This is a genomic window from Nocardioides sp. NBC_00368, assembly GCF_036090055.1.
Lineage (GTDB): Bacteria > Actinomycetota > Actinomycetes > Propionibacteriales > Nocardioidaceae > Nocardioides.
Map to the genome: position 1 here is coordinate 5,283,055 of NZ_CP107970.1, position 18,038 is coordinate 5,301,092.

20 protein-coding genes are annotated in these 18,038 nt (G+C 68.1%); 17 read left to right on the forward strand and 3 right to left on the reverse strand.

Going from position 1 to position 18,038, the window contains the following annotated elements; all coding sequences use genetic code 11:
• Positions 1-26: 26 nt before the first annotated feature.
• A complete protein-coding gene (gene lepB / locus OG984_RS25225; RefSeq protein WP_328528904.1) occupies positions 27-788 on the reverse strand; it encodes a signal peptidase I in 762 nt (253 codons plus the stop codon).
• A gap of 115 nt (positions 789-903) precedes the next feature.
• On the opposite strand from lepB, the gene OG984_RS25230 reads away from it, so the two are divergent.
• The 4 genes from OG984_RS25230 to OG984_RS25245 are packed head-to-tail and all read left to right on the forward strand — an operon-like array spanning position 904 to position 3,549.
• Positions 904-1,134: a hypothetical protein gene (locus tag OG984_RS25230; RefSeq protein WP_328528905.1), complete on the forward strand. Its 231-nt coding sequence runs from the start codon at positions 904-906 to the stop codon at positions 1,132-1,134.
• Positions 1,135-1,138: 4 nt separating this feature from the next.
• A complete protein-coding gene (locus OG984_RS25235) occupies positions 1,139-1,966 on the forward strand; it encodes a nitrate- and nitrite sensing domain-containing protein (RefSeq protein ID WP_328528906.1) in 828 nt (275 codons plus the stop codon).
• Positions 1,967-1,975: 9 nt separating this feature from the next.
• Entirely contained in the window at positions 1,976-2,845 is an 870-nt protein-coding gene (locus OG984_RS25240; RefSeq protein WP_328528907.1) for an ExsB family transcriptional regulator, read from the forward strand.
• Positions 2,842-3,549: a M50 family metallopeptidase gene (locus OG984_RS25245; RefSeq protein ID WP_328528908.1), complete on the forward strand. Its 708-nt coding sequence runs from the start codon at positions 2,842-2,844 to the stop codon at positions 3,547-3,549. Before OG984_RS25240 ends, OG984_RS25245 begins: the two co-directional genes overlap by 4 nt.
• Before the next feature lie 14 nt (positions 3,550-3,563).
• Here the strand turns inward: OG984_RS25245 and OG984_RS25250 are convergent, their stop codons facing one another.
• Positions 3,564-3,962, reverse strand: a complete 399-nt coding sequence (locus OG984_RS25250; protein WP_008360941.1) for a cold-shock protein — start codon at positions 3,960-3,962, stop codon at positions 3,564-3,566.
• Between the two features lie 472 nt (positions 3,963-4,434).
• Here OG984_RS25250 and OG984_RS25255 point away from each other — a divergent pair, with 472 nt between their 5' ends.
• The 5 genes from OG984_RS25255 to OG984_RS25275 all read left to right on the forward strand — a co-directional run bounded on the left by OG984_RS25255 (position 4,435) and on the right by OG984_RS25275 (position 10,106).
• Positions 4,435-7,773 carry a nitrate- and nitrite sensing domain-containing protein gene (locus OG984_RS25255; RefSeq protein ID WP_328528909.1) on the forward strand — a complete coding sequence of 1,113 codons (3,339 nt, stop codon included), beginning with the start codon at positions 4,435-4,437 and terminating at the stop codon, positions 7,771-7,773.
• Positions 7,770-8,165, forward strand: a complete 396-nt coding sequence (locus OG984_RS25260; RefSeq protein WP_008360946.1) for a roadblock/LC7 domain-containing protein — start codon at positions 7,770-7,772, stop codon at positions 8,163-8,165. Before OG984_RS25255 ends, OG984_RS25260 begins: the two co-directional genes overlap by 4 nt.
• Positions 8,166-8,192: 27 nt before the next feature.
• Entirely contained in the window at positions 8,193-8,543 is a 351-nt protein-coding gene (locus tag OG984_RS25265; protein ID WP_008360948.1) for a DUF742 domain-containing protein, read from the forward strand.
• Between the two features lie 13 nt (positions 8,544-8,556).
• Positions 8,557-9,135 (forward strand): GTP-binding protein, encoded by a 579-nt coding sequence (locus OG984_RS25270; protein WP_008360949.1) that lies wholly within the window; start codon positions 8,557-8,559, stop codon positions 9,133-9,135.
• A gap of 176 nt (positions 9,136-9,311) precedes the next feature.
• Positions 9,312-10,106, forward strand: a complete 795-nt coding sequence (locus tag OG984_RS25275) for a DUF3027 domain-containing protein (RefSeq protein WP_328532390.1) — start codon at positions 9,312-9,314, stop codon at positions 10,104-10,106.
• Positions 10,107-10,116: 10 nt separating this feature from the next.
• Here OG984_RS25275 and OG984_RS25280 read toward each other — a convergent pair whose 3' ends face one another.
• On the reverse strand, positions 10,117-10,503 hold the full coding sequence (locus OG984_RS25280; RefSeq protein ID WP_328528910.1) for a DUF2530 domain-containing protein: 387 nt from the start codon (positions 10,501-10,503) through the stop codon (positions 10,117-10,119).
• Positions 10,504-10,592: 89 nt separating this feature from the next.
• On the opposite strand from OG984_RS25280, the gene OG984_RS25285 reads away from it, so the two are divergent.
• From OG984_RS25285 to trmB, 8 genes are all read left to right on the forward strand, one after another.
• Positions 10,593-10,742, forward strand: a complete 150-nt coding sequence (locus tag OG984_RS25285) for a DUF1059 domain-containing protein (RefSeq protein WP_165112346.1) — start codon at positions 10,593-10,595, stop codon at positions 10,740-10,742.
• A gap of 77 nt (positions 10,743-10,819) precedes the next feature.
• Positions 10,820-11,281, forward strand: coding sequence for a MarR family winged helix-turn-helix transcriptional regulator (locus OG984_RS25290; RefSeq protein ID WP_328528911.1), 462 nt, complete (start codon positions 10,820-10,822; stop codon positions 11,279-11,281).
• Positions 11,278-12,528, forward strand: coding sequence for an MFS transporter (locus OG984_RS25295; protein ID WP_328528912.1), 1,251 nt, complete (start codon positions 11,278-11,280; stop codon positions 12,526-12,528). The genes OG984_RS25290 and OG984_RS25295 overlap by 4 nt, the downstream gene beginning before the upstream one ends.
• 263 nt (positions 12,529-12,791) lie before the next feature.
• Complete coding sequence (gene rpsL / locus OG984_RS25300; protein WP_008360965.1) at positions 12,792-13,163, forward strand: 30S ribosomal protein S12; 372 nt, start codon at positions 12,792-12,794, stop codon at positions 13,161-13,163.
• Position 13,164: 1 nt separating this feature from the next.
• Positions 13,165-13,635 carry a 30S ribosomal protein S7 gene (gene rpsG / locus OG984_RS25305; RefSeq protein WP_008360967.1) on the forward strand — a complete coding sequence of 157 codons (471 nt, stop codon included), beginning with the start codon at positions 13,165-13,167 and terminating at the stop codon, positions 13,633-13,635.
• Positions 13,636-13,718: 83 nt separating this feature from the next.
• Positions 13,719-15,833, forward strand: a complete 2,115-nt coding sequence (fusA, locus tag OG984_RS25310; protein WP_328528913.1) for an elongation factor G — start codon at positions 13,719-13,721, stop codon at positions 15,831-15,833.
• A gap of 84 nt (positions 15,834-15,917) precedes the next feature.
• A complete protein-coding gene (tuf, locus tag OG984_RS25315) occupies positions 15,918-17,111 on the forward strand; it encodes an elongation factor Tu (protein WP_196872811.1) in 1,194 nt (397 codons plus the stop codon).
• Between the two features lie 174 nt (positions 17,112-17,285).
• The gene (trmB, locus tag OG984_RS25320) at positions 17,286-18,017 is read left to right on the forward strand and encodes a tRNA (guanosine(46)-N7)-methyltransferase TrmB (protein WP_328528914.1); all 732 of its coding nucleotides are present in this window, start codon (positions 17,286-17,288) and stop codon (positions 18,015-18,017) included.
• Positions 18,018-18,038: the final 21 nt, after the last annotated feature.

Consider the following 18,038-nt stretch of genomic DNA (forward strand, 5'->3'; position numbering starts at 1 on the left):
CGAAACAACTGCCGATTCGGCGATCCTCAGTCGACGGAGTCGAAGGTCTCCGGACGGTGCTCGACGTCGAAGTGGTCGGTGGGCCAGAAGACGACGGCGACGCGACCGACGACGTCCGAGACCGGTACGAACGCGTTCGCGCAGGACTCGTCGCCGGACTCCTGACGCTCGGGGTTGCACAGGTGGAAGGACGAGTCGGCCGAGTTGGCGCGGTTGTCGCCCATCACGAAGAGCCGGCCCTCGGGGACCACTGCCTTCCAGCCGCGGCAGCCGCCCTTGACGTACGCCCCGTTGTCCTGTGCCATCGGGCCGTCACAGGTATCGCTCGGAGCGATGAACGAGGACTCGTCCAGAGGCGTTCCGTTGACCACGATGCGACCCGAATCGCAGCACTCGACGGTGTCGCCGGCGACTCCGATGACCCGCTTCACCAGGTGGTCGCCGGTCGGGTAGAGCCCGACCTTGGCGAGCACCGCCCGGAAACCGGTCGGCGCCGGCGGCACCTGGTTCGTCGAGAGCCAGTCGCCGGGATCGGCGAAGACGACCACGTCGCCACGCTCAGGTGTGCCGGTCCAGTAGGACGGTTTCTCCACCAGGACCCGGTCATTGACCTCCAGCCCGGGCCGCATCGACTCCGAGGGGATGTAGAACGCCTGGGCGAGGAACGTCTTGATGACGACCGCGAGCAGGATCGCCGTCACCGCGATGATCACGATCTCGACCAGCGACCCCAGAAATCCCCTCGGCCGCCGGCCAGACTGCACCGGCGCCTCCCTCTCTGCCCCCATGGCCCCGACCCTATCCAGACCACGGTCCCGCTCCGGTGCAATCCGGAATTCGGGAGGCGCGCGCCGCGGCTCCTGTCCTAGGGTTCCCTCACCCAGGCCGACCCGAGAGGGCCCCATGACCAATGCACTGGCAACCCCGACCCGCCGGCCCGCCACGAACGGCACCCGGACGATCGGGATCATCTTGATCGTGGCCGTGCTCCTCGCCGTCGCGGCCGGTGCGGTCGGCACGATGATCGTCGTTCGGACGGCGGCCGAGGCAGAGACGGCCCGGAAGGCCGAAGCGCTCGCCGAGACCCTGCCGGACACCGTCAACCTCGCGGTCAAGTCTGTCCTTCGAACGTGATGCGATGCTGGCCGGCGTACCTCCCGTCGTGCTCCGGCCGATATGGCAGACCACCGACGAGTCGGCGCAGGCGTGGCGCGCGCGGGTGCAGGAGATCGAGAGCGGCGACGAGGATCTCGACGCGACCGTCACCCGGATCGAGGAAGGGCTCGACGACCTGCGTACGCAGGCGCGGAGTGCTCCTGCCTCGGTCGCCGAGAGATACGGGGCCCTGATCGATGACCTGTTCAGCATCACCGACGATGTGCCGAGCACGGGCGCGGGCGAGACGGCCTCGTCGATCGAGGCGATCCGCCACGTGCCCGAGATCTGGGAGTCGCTGGGCCAGGAGCGCACGACGATGAACGCCGTGCTCGCCAGGTCACCGTCGCCCGGCGAGAAGCAGGCCGGCGACAAGGAGGTCGCCGCACTCACCGAGGCAGAGGCCGACCTGCGGCGCTCGCTCGCCGGCTTCTACGAGAAGTCCTCGGCAGAGCAGCGTCAGGCCCTCGACGAGCTGACCAACGGCACCGCCATGGAGGGTGCCACCGGCGTACCTGCGCAGCAGGGGGTCAACGAGATCATCGCCGGAGATCGCAGCGACCTCACCCTGGCGTCGTACGCCGCTTACAGCATCGATTTCATGCGTGGTCTGCAGGCGGTGGCCGTCTCCTCGGCCGAGGAGATCGTGGTGGACCGACGTTCCGTCCGCGATGACGCGCTGCGCGGCGCCATGGTCGCCTTCGTCCTCACGGTCGTCGTCCTGGGCGTCCTCGCGGTGGTCATCGTCGTGCTCGCGGTCCTGCTGATCGTCCTGCGCTCGTCCGCGGGCGCGCGTGGAGCACGTGGATAGGGTCGACGCGTGTCCGATCTCGACCAACGGCTCCACGCTCTCGAAGCCGATCTCAAGACTCGGGGGAGCGTGCTGGTCGCCTTCTCCGGTGGCGCCGACAGCGCCTTCCTCCTCGCGGCCGCGACCAGGGCTCTGGGCAGCGACCACGTCGCCGCGGCGACCGGCTACTCACACAGCCTCCCGATCGCCGAACGGGATCCGGCAGCCGAGTTCGCCAGGAGCCTCGGCGTACGCCTGATCACCCCGCAGACCCACGAGATGGAGCGGGAGGGCTACCGGGCCAACGGCACCGACCGGTGCTTCTTCTGCAAGGCCGAGCTGCTCGACACCCTGGTCCCGTTGGCCCGCGACCTCGGGCTGGCCCACGTCGCGACCGGCACCAACGCCGACGACGCGATCGAGGGGCTCAACGGTCTCCGGCCCGGCATCCGCGCCGCCGCCGAACGCGGTGCGATCACCCCGCTCAAGGACGCCGGCCTGACCAAGGCGCAGATCCGTGAGGCGTCGCGCCGCTGGGACCTGCCGACCTGGGACAAGCCGGCCGCCGCCTGCCTCTCCAGCCGGATCGCCTACGGCCTGGAGGTCACCCCGCGCCGGCTCGCGCGCGTGGAGCGGGCGGAGCAAGGCGTACGCAGCCTCCTGGCCACCCACGGCCACGACGCCGCCCGGGTGGACCTGCGCGTGCGCGACCACGGGGAGAAGGCGACGGTCGAGCTGTCGGCTAACCTCCTGCCTCTCGACCCCGACCATGCCGACGAGGTGCTCAGGACCGTGACAGACGCAGGATTCCCCGCCGCCGAGATCGACCCACGGGGCTTCCGCTCCGGATCGATGCGGCGTATCGAGCCTGTCGAGATGAACCAGAAGGCTGTGAAGTGAGGGAGTTCTGGGACACCATCACCGCGACCCAGACCGTCCCTGAAGCGCCCTGGCTGATCGGCGCCGGATTCGTCGCCCTGGCGCTCGTCGTGTGGCGTACGTCCTGGCGGACCGTACGCCTCGGTGTCACCGTCGTCCACGAGGCCGGCCACGCGGTGGTGGCGGTCCTGGTGGGAAGGCGTCTGGCCGGGATCAAGCTCCACTCCGACACCTCGGGCGTCACGCTCTCGCGCGGCAAGCCGTCCGGGCCGGGGATGGTGGCGATGCTCGCCGCCGGCTACCTCGCGCCGGCGCTCCTCGGCCTGCTCAGCGCGACCATGCTCGCCGCCGGCCACGCCCTGGGGCTGCTGTGGCTCCTGGTGGCGGCGATGCTCGTGCTGCTGGTGTGGGTACGCAACGGCTACGGCCTCGTCGTCCTGCTGGTGCTCGGCGCCGCGCTCGGCGCGATCAGCTGGTACGCCGATGGCCGCCTCCAGACCATCGTCGCCACCCTGGTGACGTGGCTGCTCCTGCTCGCCTCGCCGAGGCCGCTCCTGGAGCTCCTCGGCCGCGGCGAGCGAGGCCGCCGCGGCTCCGACCCCGATCAGCTCGCCGGCCTGACCGGGATCCCCTCGGTGCTCTGGATCCTCGTCCTGCTGGCCGTCAACATCGCCGGCCTCGTGGTCGGCGTGCAGACCCTGATCCCGGACCTGAGCTGGATCTAGCTCGATCTAGCCGATCAGAGCTCGAACTCGTCGGCGATCTGACGCAGTGCGGGCGAGACCTTCTTGGCCAGCTCGCGGGTGGGCGGGCGGCCCTGGGCGTAGCCGTCGCGGATGTCGTCGAGGAGCTTGATGACGTTCTCGACGATCAGCTCCATCTCCTCGGGCTTGCGGCGCTTGGCGGCACGCTGGCGACCGGAGACGGACGGGGAGCGCTCGAGGACGGTCACCGAGAGCGCCTGCTCGCCGCGGCGCCCCTGGGCGATGCCGAACTCCACCCGGGTGCCGGCCTTCAAGGTCTTGGCAGCGCCCTCGGGGAGCGCGTCGGCGTGGACGTACACGTCCGGACCGTCGTCCTGCGACAGAAACCCGAAGCCCTTGGTGGCGTCGAACCACTTGACCTTGCCAGTAGGCACGGCAGCTTGCCCCTTCCTCGCGCATCTGCGCTTCAAACGTACGTCGCCCGGCGACTGTGACGGCCGACGCGGGAGAGCCTAGTCCTCAGCGCCCAGCGGCGCGTGAGGTATTCCCCTCTCCGGTCCCCGACGGGCATGGCCGCCATCCCTGGACGGCTCGGTGTCTCGTCCCTCGTGCGGGTGGGGCATATACTCCGCCTACCCCTCCATAGATTTGCAAATGATTTCGTACACCATTGGTAATCGAGACCACTTATGACGTAAGTTTACGTCGCCAAAGACTGCAGACAGGCACGCCCGGGTGCCAGCAGGCTTCGCGGCGGGGGACTGGGGTGTGCGCCACAGACGGTGCATGCCTCTCGGGAATGATGTGACATGGCCACGAGAGGGAGTAATGGCCGAGCCATACGCAAGCACAACCCACCGTCCGGAACGTAAGCCCTGGCAGGGAATTCGAGCGCGTCTGATCTTCGTGCTGCTCATCCCGACCATCGCGGCGATGGTGTTCGGCGGGTTGAGCATTTCGCGCGCCCTCTCAGCCCAGGCGGAAGCACGCCAGGCCGAGACTGTCGCCCAGGCGCTGCCTGACACCTACAACCTCGCGATCAACATCCTTTTCGAGCGTGACGGTGCGCTCGCGGGTGTTCCCGAGGTCGTCATGCGGCCGCTGCAGCAGACGACCGACGAGTCGATCGAGGCCTGGAGCGCCAAGGCGAAGGAGATCGACGCCGGCGACGACAAGGACCTCGAGAACAGCATCGTCGAGATCCAGCAGGCGCTGAACGGCATCGACGACCTGCGCGCGCAGATCCAGGAGAAGGACACCCAGGTCGAGGCCCAGCTGGCCTACACGACCGTGATGAACAACCTCTTCGGGATCTCGGCGCAGATGCCGACCCTGGAGAACGACGAGGTCTTCTCCAAGATCGCCGCGATCAGCAACGTGCGTCCCGCCTCGGAGGCGATGGGCACCGAGCGCGTGATCATGATGGAGGCGCTGAGCAAGAAGGCCGCGGCCGAGAAGAACGGGGCGGTCAACCCGGACGTCCTCACCGACGAGCAGTTCGCGGAGCTCGCCCGGGCCGAGGCCAAGTGGCGCCTGTCCACGGCCGACTACTACCTCAAGACCTCCGACGAGATCCGCCAGCAGCTCGACGAGCTGACCAACGAGACCACCACCAACGGCTCGATCGGGGCACCCGCCCACCGGGTCGTCAACCAGGTGATCACCAGCGGTGGCACCGACCGGGTCAAGATGACCCCGGACCAGTACACCGGCGCCAGCACGGAGTTCATCCGCGGTCTGCAGAAGATGATCGTCGCGACCGCGCAGGAGATCAGTGACGACGTCGAGCAGATCAAGACGGACGCGACCCGTGACGCGATCGTCATCGGTGTCCTCGTCCTCGTCGTCCTGATCTTCGCGCTCGCCGTCGGTCTGGTCGCGGCTCGCTCGATCCTGTCGCCGCTGAGCCAGCTGCGCCGCCTGGCCTACAACCTGGCCAACCACGACCTGCCGGAGCGAGTCGCCTACATGAACCAGGCCGACGGCCCGGTCGACACCCATGTGGAGCCGCTGGACATCGCACGCCGAGACGAGATCGGTGACGTCGCGGACGCGTTCGACGCGGTCCACGTCGAGGCGATCCGGCTGGCGGGCGAGCAGGCCGAGCTGCGTACGAACGTCGACAAGATGTTCATGAACCTCTCCCGCCGTTCGCAGAGCCTCGTCGAGCGCCAGCTCCAGCTCATCGACCAGCTCGAGGCCAACGAGCAGGACCCCGACGACCTCGCGAACCTGTTCCGCCTGGACCACCTCGCGACCCGTATGCGCCGCAACGACGAGTCCCTGCTGGTTCTCGCCGGCGGCGAGATCGGCCACGCTGCTCGTGGCCCGGTCCCGGTCCTCGACGTGCTCCGCGCCGCGGCCTCCGAGATCGAGCAGTTCGCCCGGGTCGACATCGACTCCGAGGAGAACGCCGAGTTCGAGGGCGCGATCGCGGGTGACCTCGTGCACCTGCTCGCGGAGCTGATCGAGAACGCCACCAACTTCTCCCCGCCCGACACCGCAGTCACGATCCGCACCTTCCGCGCCGGCCCCGCCGCGCCGCTGCTGGTCGAGATCGAGGACCTCGGTATCGGCATGACGCCGGAGGAGCTCGACGCGGCCAACATGAAGCTGCGCCGCGCGACCGGCCTCGACGCCGACGTCGCCCGGATGATGGGTCTGGTCGTGGTCGCGCGCCTGGCGGCGCGTCACGGCCTCTACATCGAGCTCGTGCCCAACCGCCCCCGCGGTGTGGTCGCGCGCGTCGAGATGCCGGTCACCACGATCGTCGGTGCTCACGCGGAGACCCCGTCGGGTCAGCAGCAGGGCTTCGACGCGTACGCCTTCCAGCAGGGCGCCTACGGCCAGCAGACCGGTGCCTACCCGGTCGCCGGCGAGCTTCCCTACGAGATGCAGTACGGGATGCCCGCCTACGACGCGCAGCCCTACGCCGGTGGCAACCCCTACGACGTCCCCGTCGGTGCGCTCCCGGCACCCGAGGCGCCCGCCGCCTCCGCGGCTGCGCCGCCGGCGCTGCCGAGCCGTACGCCGGGTGCGTCCAACCACCCGAACCTGTCCAACAACGGCGGAGGCCCCGGCTTCCAGCAGGGTGCGAACGGCCAGTCCGGCCAGCACAACGGCTTCGGCCAGACCGGACCGCACACCGGCCAGCAGCCTGCGTTCGGCGGTGTCCCGCCGATGCCGGGCGACCCGGGCTTCGAGTCCCCGGCCGCGCGCACGGGCAGCTTCCCGGCCCAGCCCCAACAGTTCAGCGGCGGCCAGCCGCAGTTCGGCGGCGACCCGTTCGGCGGTGACCCGTTCGGCGCCAACCAGCCGGCATCGCAGCCGGCGCAGTCGAGCGGGCCGCAGCAGAACTTCCTGTCCAACATGCTGCCGGTGCGCAAGGCCGAGGACCTGGCCGCGCGCTTCCCCGACGGCCGCTTCGACCCGAGCACCGAGACCGGCGACCTGCCTCGCCGCGACCCGGGCGCCCAGGGTGGCAGCCCGTTCGGCACCGACACCGGCGCGTTCCGCACCTTCGAGCGGCCCGCCGAGCGCACGACGCCGCGTACGCCGCCTCCGGGGTTCGGTCCTGACGACGACCCGTTCGGTCCGGCCGGTGACGCGATCGCCCCGAACCCGATGGGCCCGATGGCTCCGGAGCCGACCAACTCGCCGAACCCGCTCGACTCGACCACCGAGGTTCCGATCCTCGACGACGAGGGCAGCTCGATCTTCGACGACCTCCAGTCGGAGTGGTTCACCCGTCGTCGCCCGCTCGGCGCTCGCCGGGCGATGGAGGCGAAGGGCGACCCGCTGAGCGACCCGCTCGCCGGCCCTGCCGCCGGTCCTGCCGGTCCGGCCGCCAAGGTCGGCAAGGGCGCCAAGCCCGCCGACGCCGATGCCGCTGCGCCCGCTCCCGCGGGCGACGCGCTCGGCGAGCAGGCCGTCCCGGACGACGAGCCGACCACGCCGATGAGCTGGTCCTCGCCGGGTGATGAGGGCTGGCGCCGGGCGCAGGAGCTGGAGAAGCTGCAGGAGCAGGAGCCGGCGACGGTCACCCAGGGTGGCCTCCCGGTGCGTGTCCCGGGGCAGAACCTGATCCCAGGAGCGGCCCCATCGGTCACACCACCGTCATCAGGTCCGCGTAACATGGACGCGCGCCGGACCCGTGGCATGTCCAGCTTCCAGAAGGGCGTCAGCCGCGCCCGCAACAACCCCGCTGAGGCGGAAAGCAACCCCGAAGGTGAGGAGCAGCAGTGACAACGGCCCCCGCAGGACTGGACTGGCTTGTCGACAGCCTGACCCAGCGCACCCCCGACATCGCTCACGCGATCTTGGTGTCGGCTGATGGCATGCCGATGGCCAGCTCCGTCGACTTCCCCCCGGACCGGGCCGACCAGCTCTCGGCGATCGCCTCCGGTCTCACGAGTCTTACCCAGGGAGCAGCTCGGTGCTTCGCCGCGGGTAATGTCCAGCAGATGGTCATCGAGATGGACGGTGGCTATCTGGTCCTCATGGCGGTTGGTGAGGGTTCCAGCCTTGCTGCCCTCGCCGCCCCCGACTGCGATCTGGGACAGGTTGGCTACCAGATGCAGCTGCTCATCTCGCGTGTTGCCACCGCCCTCACCCCCGATACCAGAACCGGCGCCTGATGCGCGCCCGAGCTTAGGACCGAGATCGTGAGCAACCACGCCTCCGAACCGCCGCCCCTGGTCAGGCCGTACGCCCTGACTCGAGGCCGCACGCAACCCAAGCGCGTCTTCCCGATGGAAGCCCTGGTGATCACCGACCGCTACGTGATCGACGGCTACGTCCGGTCGCCAGAGGAGCGGACGATCGCGGAGCTCTGCCGCGAGAGCCGTTCCGTCGCCGAGGTTGCGGCGCTCATCCGGGTGCCCCTGGGTGTTGCCCGAGTCCTGATCGGTGACCTTGCGGAGCGCGGCGTGGTGCAGGTGCACGCCAGCAAGGTCCCGGACGCCCCGGACACCGCTCTCCTCGAGCGCGTGCTGTCCGGCCTGAGGAAGCTTTGACAGGAGTAATGCAGTGACCACCGACTCCAAGCAGGCGACCATGTCTGCGAAGATCGTCATCGCCGGCGGGTTCGGCGTTGGTAAGACGACCTTCGTCGGATCCGTCTCGGAGATCGTCCCTCTGACGACCGAGGCCGTGATGACGCAGGCGACTGCCGGCGTCGACGACCTCTCCGCCGTGCCCAACAAGAAGACCACGACCGTGGCGATGGACTTCGGGCGGGTCTCTCTCGACTCCGACCTGATCCTCTACCTGTTCGGCACGCCCGGCCAGAACCGCTTCTGGTTCATGTGGGACGACCTGACCCAGGGTGCCATCGGCGCCGTGGTGCTCATCGACACCCGTCGTCTCGCCGACTCCTTCGGCGCGATCGACTACTTCGAGTCCCGCAACGTGCCGTTCGTCGTGGCTCACAACGTCTTCGGCGCCAACCAGGCCTACAAGCCGGAGCAGATCCGTGAGGCCCTGGCACTGCGCCCGGACATCCCGATCGTCACCTGCGACGCCCGTGACCGCCAGTCGACCAAGGCGACGCTGATCTCGCTCGTCGAGTACGTCCTCTCCATGGTCTCCACGCGCGCGCTCCAGTAGCCGAGCGACGCCGACACCCGCCGCAGCCCTGCTCCGGCGGGTGTCGTCGATTTCAAAGGGTGCCGTGACTGTGCAGTAGCGGCGTACGTCTGGGAGGATGACGCGTTGTGCGGAAGTTCAGGTTGTGGTGGCGCAAGGTGACCCCGAAGTGGAACCTGAGGCGCCTGTGGGCGAAGATGTGGTCCGTGATCACGACCCCGTACGCCGATGCGACGGCCGTCGCTGCCGTCGACGAGGCCCGCGCCGCGCTCCTGTCCGACGTGCCAGCCGCTGACGTCGGAGAACATCTCGGTCATGTGGCCGAGGATGGTGCCGGCCCAGGCGTCGTGACCCACCTGTTCGCCTGCACCCGCAAGGGCTACGTCGGCTGGCACTGGTCGGTCACGGTCGTCTACGTCCCGGTCCTGGGCGGAGCCTCCGAGGTGACCGTCAACGAGGTCGTCCTCGTTCCCGGCGACGCCGCGATCGTGGCCCCCGCGTGGGTGCCCTACCGCGACCGGATCAAGCCCGGCGACCTCTCGCCCGGCGACCTGCTCCCGGTCGAGGACGACGACGCCCGGCTGGTCCCGACGTACGCCTTCGGTGACGATCCGCTCGACGCCGACGAGAAGGCGCAGGTGCGCGAGGTCGCCAAGGATCTCGGTCTCGGTCGCGTCCGCACCCTGTCGACCTCGGGCTTCGACGCTGCCGCCGAGCGGTGGTACGCCGGTGACGGCGGCCCCGAGGCGCCGCTCGCCCAGGCTGCCCCCGACCAGTGCCACAGCTGTGGCTTCCTGGTCCGGCTGACCGGCCACCTGGCCTCGACCTTCGGTGTCTGCGCCAACGGCGACGCCAACGACGACGGCAAGGTGGTCAGCCTCAACCACGGGTGCGGTGCGCACTCGGAGGTGCGGCTGGCGAAGAAGCACGAGCCGCAGCCGCTGCCGGACCCGGTCTTCGACACCATCAGCGACGACGTCGAGGCCTTCTAGGCCAGGCCTTCTAGGCGAGGCCCTCGGCGCGCAGTCGGCTGGCCTTGCGGCGCCGGGTCAGCTCGATGCCGATGGCACCGATGCCGAAGGCGGCCAGGCAGGTCCAGATCCACCAGGTCCAGCCGCGGTCGTTGAGCAGGCCCCAGAAGGGAAGCAGGGCCACGAACCCGACGAGCCAGCCGAGGGTGGCGAGCTCGAAGGCGCGGATGCCGTCCTCGTCGACCAGCTCGATCTTCGGCTCGGGACGCGGCTCCACCGGCTCCTCGACAGGCGGCTCCTCGTAGCCGTAGTCCTGGGAGTAGCCGCCGTCCTCGGGGTAGTAGTCGCCCTCGTACGCGTCGTACTGCTGCTCCGGGTAGGTGCCGGGGTAGTCCTCGTCGCGGTACTGGTCGCTCATGTCACCCAACCTTAGACGCCCTTGGCAGAGCGATAGTCTGGGGCTGCCGAGCACTCTCGGCACGGCCCGACGACCTGGGAGGTCCACTGATGCCTTCGCTCCGCTGCCCATGCGGCACCAACTTCCGCACGGAGACCGACGACGAGCTGGTCGAGCAGGTGCAGGAGCACCTCGCCGAGGCTCACCCCGGTCGCACCTACAGCCGGGACGACATCCTCATGCTCGCCGCGATGTCCTGACCCTGTGACGGCGCCCTCGACAGGGCGCCGTCTCTTCCCGGAATAGTTAGCGCCGGTAAGCAGTTATGCTTACCGACATGCCTACCGCACAGCCCGTATCCGCGCCCGACGCGGCCTCCGACATCCCCGAGGTCGCCTCCGAGCTGCGCACCTCCGTCATGCGGATGCGCCGCCGCCTGGCCAACGAGCGCCACCCCGACAACGACCTCTCGCTGGGTTCGATGGCGGTGCTCGGGGCGCTGTACTCATGCGACGAGATGACCCTCGGCGCTCTCGCCGCACGCGAGCGGGTCCAGCCGCCGAGCATGACCAGGATGGTCAACTTCCTCGAGGAGGGCGGCTACGTCGTGCGCCGTCAGGGCGAGACCGACCGCCGCCAGGTGCTGGTCTCGATCACCGACAAGGGCCGCCGGACCGTACGCAAGGACCGGCTGAGCCGCGACGCCTGGCTCGCCCAGCAGCTCGTCGACCTCGATGCCGACGAGCTCGCCGCCCTCCGCACCGCCGCTTCGATCATGGAGAGAATAGCCACCAGTTGAGTCCCACGTTCCGTTCCCTGCGCAGCCACAACTACCGCCTCTACCTAGCCGGAAGTGTCGTCTCCAACGTCGGCACCTGGATGCAACGCATCGCCCAGGACTGGCTCGTGCTGAGCCTGGGTGGTGGGGGAGCGGCACTCGGTATCACCACCGGTCTCCAGTTCCTCCCCATCCTCCTGCTCAGCCCCTACGCCGGGGTCATCGCCGACCGCTTCCCGAAACGCCGTCTGCTGCAGGCCGCCCAGGGCTGGATGGCCCTGATGTCGCTGCTTCTCGGTGTGCTCGCGGTGAGCGGCCACGCCGAGGTGTGGATGGTCTACGTGATCGCCTTCCTGTTCGGCACCGGTGCCGCCTTCGACGGCCCGGGCCGGCAGTCGTTCGTATCCGAGATGGTCCACCCCGACGACCTCACCAACGCCGTCGGTCTCAACTCGGCCTCGTTCAACCTCGCCCGCCTGATCGGGCCGGCGCTGGCCGGGCTCCTCATCGGCTGGCTCGGCAGCGGTCCCGAGGCGACCGGCTGGGTGATCCTCGTCAACGCGGTCTCCTACCTCGCCGTGATCGGGCAGCTGCAGCGGATGAACACCGCCGAGCTGCGCTCGCCCGAGCCGGTCGCCCGAAGGCGCGGGATGCTGCGCGAGGGCATCGGCTACATCCGTACGCAGCCCAAGATGCTGATGGTCCTCGTCATCGTCTTCTTCGTCGGCACGTTCGGTGCGAACTTCCCGATCACCTCGGCGCTGATGGCGACCGAGGAGTTCGGCAAGGGTGCCAGCGAGTACGGCCTGCTCGGCACCGTCCTCGCGGTCGGCTCGCTCTCCGGTGCCCTGCTCGGCGCCCGCCGCACCCGGATCCCGCTCAAGCTGATCGTGGCGGCGGCGACCGGGTTCGGGCTGTCCATCATCGTGTCCGGGATGATGCCGACGTACGCCCTGTTCGCGCTGACCGGCCCGGTCGTCGGGTTCTGCACGATCACGGTGCTCAACGCCTGCAACGCCACCATGCAGACCGAGGCGGCCCCGGAGTTCCGCGGCCGGGTGATGGCGATCTACATGACCGTCCTGATGGGCGGCACCCCGCTGGGAGCCCCGCTCATCGGCTTCGTCGGCGAGCACTTCGGCGCCCGCACGACCCTCTACGCCAGTGGCGCTCTTGTCCTCTTCGGTACGCTTGCGGGGGTGCTGCTCCTAGCTGCACTCCGAGGTGGTATCCGGGCCGTTTTGACCCCCTCTCAAGCCGCCGGGTAGCCTCTGAAGCGTGTCTGGGACAACCAGGCCGTCGCGCGTGCCCGGAACAAGCTCGAGAAAAGGGTCTCGGACCCGGGTTCGGCGCCCTCAAGTGGGGATTCGGTTCGAAAGATCCGTCTTCGTGCTGTTGAGGTAAGGGCGACACGCCCGACCTCGGGGGCGAGGCGGGACCAGTTGGTATCGCACCACCTGGACGCACACTATTGGATCCTTCGTGGCAGAGCGCCGCGTCGTGAGAGCAGAAAAGAAGGGGAACCACCGAGGTGCCCACCATCAACCAGCTGGTCCGCAAGGGCCGCGAGGACAAGGCGACGAAGTCGAAGACGCCTGCCCTCAAGGGATCGCCGCAGCGCCGTGGCGTCTGCACGCGCGTCTACACCACCACCCCGAAGAAGCCGAACTCCGCCCTCCGGAAGGTCGCCCGTGTGCGCCTCTCCTCCGGCGTCGAGGTCACCGCTTACATCCCGGGTGTGGGCCACAACCTTCAGGAGCACTCCATCGTGCTCGTCCGCGGCGGTCGTGTGAAGGACCTCCCCGGTGTTCGTTACAAGATCATTCGCGGCTCGCTCGACACCCAGGGCGTGAAGAACCGCAAGCAGGCCCGGAGCCGCTACGGCGCCAAGAAGGAGAAGTGAGATGCCTCGTAAGGGTCCCGCTCCCAAGCGTCCGCTCGTCGTCGACCCCGTCTACGGCTCGCAGCTCGTAACCCAGCTCGTCAGCAAGGTCCTCCAGGACGGCAAGAAGCAGGTCGCGCAGCGCATCGTCTACACCGCCCTCGAGGGCTGCCGCGAGAAGACCGGCACCGACCCCGTGGTCACCCTCAAGCGTGCGATGGACAACGTGAAGCCGGCCATCGAGGTCAAGTCCCGCCGCGTCGGTGGCGCGACCTACCAGGTTCCGGTCGAGGTCAAGGGCACGCGTGGCACCACGCTCGCGCTGCGCTGGCTCGTCGGTTACGCCCAGGACCGTCGTGAGAAGACGATGGCCGAGCGCCTCATGAACGAGATCCTCGACGCGAGCAACGGCCTCGGTGCCGCTGTGAAGAAGCGCGAGGACACTCACAAGATGGCCGAGTCCAACAAGGCCTTCGCGCACTACCGCTGGTGACGTACGGCGGGGTGCTCGCAGAACCACGTGGGCACCCCGCCCATCCAGACCGAAGACAATCTCTTTAAGGAACGCTGAAGACAGTGGCCGTCGACATCACCACGGACCTCAATGTGGTCCGCAACATCGGCATCATGGCGCACATCGATGCCGGTAAGACCACCACCACCGAGCGCATCCTGTTCTACACCGGTATCTCTTACAAGATCGGTGAGGTCCACGAGGGCGCAGCCACGATGGACTGGATGGAGCAGGAGCAGGAGCGCGGCATCACGATCACGTCTGCCGCGACGACCTGCTGGTGGAAGGACCACCAGATCAACATCATCGACACCCCGGGGCACGTCGACTTCACCGTCGAGGTGGAGCGTTCGCTGCGCGTCCTGGACGGTGCTGTCGCCGTCTTCGACGGTGTGGCCGGTGTCGAGCCGCAGTCGCAGACCGTGTGGCGTCAGGCGAACAAGTACTCCGTCCCGCGGATGTGCTTCGTCAACAAGCTCGACCGCACCGGTGCCGACTTCTACATGGTCGTCGACTCGATCGTCGACAAGCTGCACGCCACCCCGCTGGTCCTGCAGCTGCCGATCGGTGCCGAGTCCGACTTCATCGGCGTCGTCGACCTGATCGAGATGAACGCCAAGGTCTGGCGCGGCGAGACCCAGCAGGGTGAGGACTACGTCGTCGAGGCGATCCCCGCCGACATGGCCGACAAGGCTGCTGAGTGGCGCGAGAAGCTCGTCGAGACCCTCGCCGAGGCCGACGACGACATCATGGAGGTCTACCTCGAGGAGGGCGACGTCTTCGACGTTCCCACCCTGAAGGCCGCCATCCGTCGTGCGACCCTCGCCGACAAGCTCAACCCGATCCTCACCGGCACCGCGTTCAAGAACAAGGGCGTCCAGCCCCTGCTCGACGCGATCGTCGACTACCTGCCCTCGCCCATCGATGTCGAGTCGATCATCGGCCACGACGTCAAGGACGAGGAGGTCGAGGTCTCCCGGAAGCCTTCCGAGGACGAGCCGTTCTCCGGCCTGGTCTTCAAGATCGCCTCCGACCCGCACCTGGGCAAGCTGTTCTACCTGCGCGTCTACTCCGGCAAGGTCGAGGCGGGTGCGACCGTGGTCAACCCGATCAACGGCCGCAAGGAGCGCATCGGCAAGATCTACCAGATGCACGCCAACAAGCGTGAGGAGATCAACTCGGTGGGCGCCGGCCAGATCGTGGCCGTCATGGGTCTGAAGGACACCAAGACCGGTCACACCCTGTGCGACCCGTCCAACCCGGTCGTGCTCGAGTCGATGAGCTTCCCGGCCCCGGTGATCGAGGTCGCGATCGAGCCGAAGACCAAGGGTGACCAGCAGAAGCTCGGCACGGCGATTCAGCGCCTCACCGAGGAGGACCCGACCTTCACGGTCAAGACCGACGAGCAGACCGGCCAGACCATCATCGCTGGTATGGGCGAGCTCCACCTCGAGGTCTTCGTCGACCGGATGAAGCGCGAGTTCAAGGTCGAGGCCACCGTCGGCAAGCCGCAGGTCGCCTACCGCGAGACGCTTCGCAAGAAGGTCGAGAACCACAGCTACACCCACAAGAAGCAGACCGGTGGTTCGGGCCAGTTCGCGAAGGTCGTCATCTCCGTCGAGCCGAACGTCGACGAGGAGACCGGCCAGGGTGCGGGCTACGAGTTCGTCAACAACGTCACCGGTGGTCGCGTGCCGAAGGAGTACATCCCCTCGGTCGACCAGGGTGCTCAGGACGCCATGGAGTTCGGTATTCTCGCCGGCTTCCCCATGGTCGATGTGAAGGTCTCGCTCGAGGACGGCGCCTACCACGACGTCGACTCCTCCGAGCTCGCCTTCAAGATCGCCGGCAACCAGGCCTTCAAGGAGGCCGCGCGCATGGCGAAGGCCGTCCTGCTGGAGCCGATGTTCGCCGTCGAGGTCACGACCCCCGAGTCGTTCCTCGGCACCGTGATCGGTGACATCAACTCCCGTCGCGGCCAGGTGTCCTCGCAGGAGGAGCGCCACGGCGACATGGTCGTCCAGGCTCTCGTCCCGCTGTCCGAGATGTTCGGGTACGTCGGTGACCTCCGGTCCAAGACCAGCGGTCAGGCGTCGTACTCGATGGAGTTCGACTCGTACGCCGAGGTTCCCACGAACGTCGCCGACGAGATCATCAAGAAGGCCCGTGGCGAGTGACCTTCGGGTCGCCCGTCCAGGGACTTCGGCAGCAACACCACTCAGTACGAGTCAGTAAGAAAATCACACCAGGAGGAGCCCACAGTGGCTAAGGCGAAGTTCGAGCGGACGAAGCCGCACGTCAACATCGGCACCATCGGTCACATCGACCACGGTAAGACCACCCTTACCGCGGCGATCTCGAAGGTGCTGCACGCGAAGTACCCGGACCTGAACCCCGAGTTCGCGTTCGAGGACATCGACAAGGCCCCCGAGGAGCGCCAGCGCGGGATCACGATCTCGATCGCGCACATCGAGTACCAGACCGAGTCGCGTCACTACGCTCACGTCGACTGCCCGGGTCACGCGGACTACATCAAGAACATGATCACCGGTGCCGCGCAGATGGACGGCGCGATCCTCGTGGTCGCCGCCACCGACGGCCCGATGCCGCAGACCAAGGAGCACGTGCTCCTGGCCCGCCAGGTCGGCGTGCCGTCGATCGTCGTCGCGCTCAACAAGTGCGACATGGTCGACGACGAGGAGCTCATCGAGCTCGTCGAGATGGAGGTGCGCGAGCTCCTCAGCGAGTACGAGTTCCCGGGTGACGACATCCCGGTCGTGCGCGTTGCCGCCTTCCCCGCCCTGCAGGGCGAGGAGAAGTGGATGAACTCGGTCGCCGAGCTCATGCAGGCCGTCGACGACTACATCCCGACCCCGGCTCGTGAGACCGACAAGCCGTTCCTGATGCCCGTTGAGGACGTCTTCACGATCACCGGTCGTGGCACCGTCATCACCGGTCGTATCGAGCGCGGCGTCGTCAAGGTCGGCGAGGAGGTCGAGATCGTCGGCATCCGCGAGACCTCTCAGAAGACCACCGTCACCGGTGTCGAGATGTTCCGCAAGCTGCTCGACGAGGGCCAGGCCGGTGAGAACGTCGGTCTGCTCCTCCGTGGCACCAAGCGCGAGGACGTCGAGCGCGGCATGGTTGTCATCAAGCCGGGCACCACCACCCCGCACACCAACTTCGAGGGCTCTGTCTACATCCTCTCGAAGGAGGAGGGTGGCCGTCACACCCCGTTCTTCAACAACTACCGTCCGCAGTTCTACTTCCGTACCACGGACGTGACCGGCGTTGTGACCCTCCCCGAGGGCACCGAGATGGTCATGCCGGGTGACAACACCGAGATGTCGGTCGAGCTCATCCAGCCCATCGCGATGGACGAGGGTCTGAAGTTCGCTATCCGTGAGGGCGGTCGCACCGTCGGCGCGGGTCGGGTTACGAAGATCATCAAGTGATCGTCTCGGCGATCGTCTGATCCAAAGTGGAAGGTCCCCGGAGCCGCTAGGCGAAGGGGGCCTTTCGCTTTGGTCATACGCTCGAGCAAGCGCTGACTCGGCGCAAACGGACCGGAGCGAAGCGAGGACCGGATTGCGCCGCGTCGGCGCGCCACGAGACCAAGGCAAGAAAAGATGACAGACCCAAATCACCCAGTACGCACCCCGAGACCTCACCAGAAGCTGCTCGACGACGGCCGCACCGTACGCGAGGTCCTCACCTACACCCGCCGCGGCAGCCGCCTGGACACCAAGCAGCAAAGAGCCTGGGACGCGTACGCCGAGGAGTGGGTGATCCCCGACGTGGCGGTCGACGAGCCCGGCTTCTCGCTGGAGACCTGGTTCGGTCGCAAGGCACCCCTGATCGTCGACATCGGCGGAGGCGTAGGAGAAGCGACCGCAGTGCTGGCGGCCAACCGCCCCGAGGCCAACATCCTGGCGCTCGAGGTGTGGCGACCGGGCGTCGCGGAGAGCCTCGGCCGCGTGGGCGCCGCCGGCGCGACGAACGTGCGGTTCTGCAGCGTCGATGCGCTCTGGATGCTCGAGAACATCGTCGCGCCGGAGTCGGTCCGCGAGATCTGGACGTTCTTCCCCGACCCGTGGCACAAGACCCGCCACCACAAGCGCCGCCTGGTCACACCCGCCAACGCGCGGATGATCGCGGAGCGGCTCGAGTCCGGTGGGACCTGGCGGCTGGCGACCGACTGGGTCGAGTACGCCGAGCAGATGGTCGAGGTCCTCGACGCGGAGCCACTGCTGAGCGGCGGTGTGGTCGAGCGCTGGGACGAGCGTCCGGTGACCAAGTTCGAGCGCAAGGGTCTGGCCAAGGATCGGGTCATCACCGACCTGCTCTACCGGAGGCGTTGACCCCAACTACCCGTGTCGTCA

What these genes read in the sequence shown, in the direction of transcription:
- OG984_RS25285 (WP_165112346.1), top strand. Translation starts at nt 10,593, where the DNA reads ATGCCTTCGCTCCGCTGCCCATGCGGCACCAACTTCCGCACGGAGACC.
- trmB (WP_328528914.1), top strand. Translation starts at nt 17,286, where the DNA reads ATGACAGACCCAAATCACCCAGTACGCACCCCGAGACCTCACCAGAAG.
- rpsG (WP_008360967.1), top strand. Translation starts at nt 13,165, where the DNA reads ATGCCTCGTAAGGGTCCCGCTCCCAAGCGTCCGCTCGTCGTCGACCCC.
- OG984_RS25280 (WP_328528910.1), bottom strand. Translation starts at nt 10,503, where the DNA reads ATGAGCGACCAGTACCGCGACGAGGACTACCCCGGCACCTACCCGGAG.
- lepB (WP_328528904.1), bottom strand. Translation starts at nt 788, where the DNA reads ATGGGGGCAGAGAGGGAGGCGCCGGTGCAGTCTGGCCGGCGGCCGAGG.
- OG984_RS25290 (WP_328528911.1), top strand. Translation starts at nt 10,820, where the DNA reads ATGCCTACCGCACAGCCCGTATCCGCGCCCGACGCGGCCTCCGACATC.
- OG984_RS25230 (WP_328528905.1), top strand. Translation starts at nt 904, where the DNA reads ATGACCAATGCACTGGCAACCCCGACCCGCCGGCCCGCCACGAACGGC.
- OG984_RS25275 (WP_328532390.1), top strand. Translation starts at nt 9,312, where the DNA reads ATGTGGTCCGTGATCACGACCCCGTACGCCGATGCGACGGCCGTCGCT.
- OG984_RS25235 (WP_328528906.1), top strand. Translation starts at nt 1,139, where the DNA reads ATGCTGGCCGGCGTACCTCCCGTCGTGCTCCGGCCGATATGGCAGACC.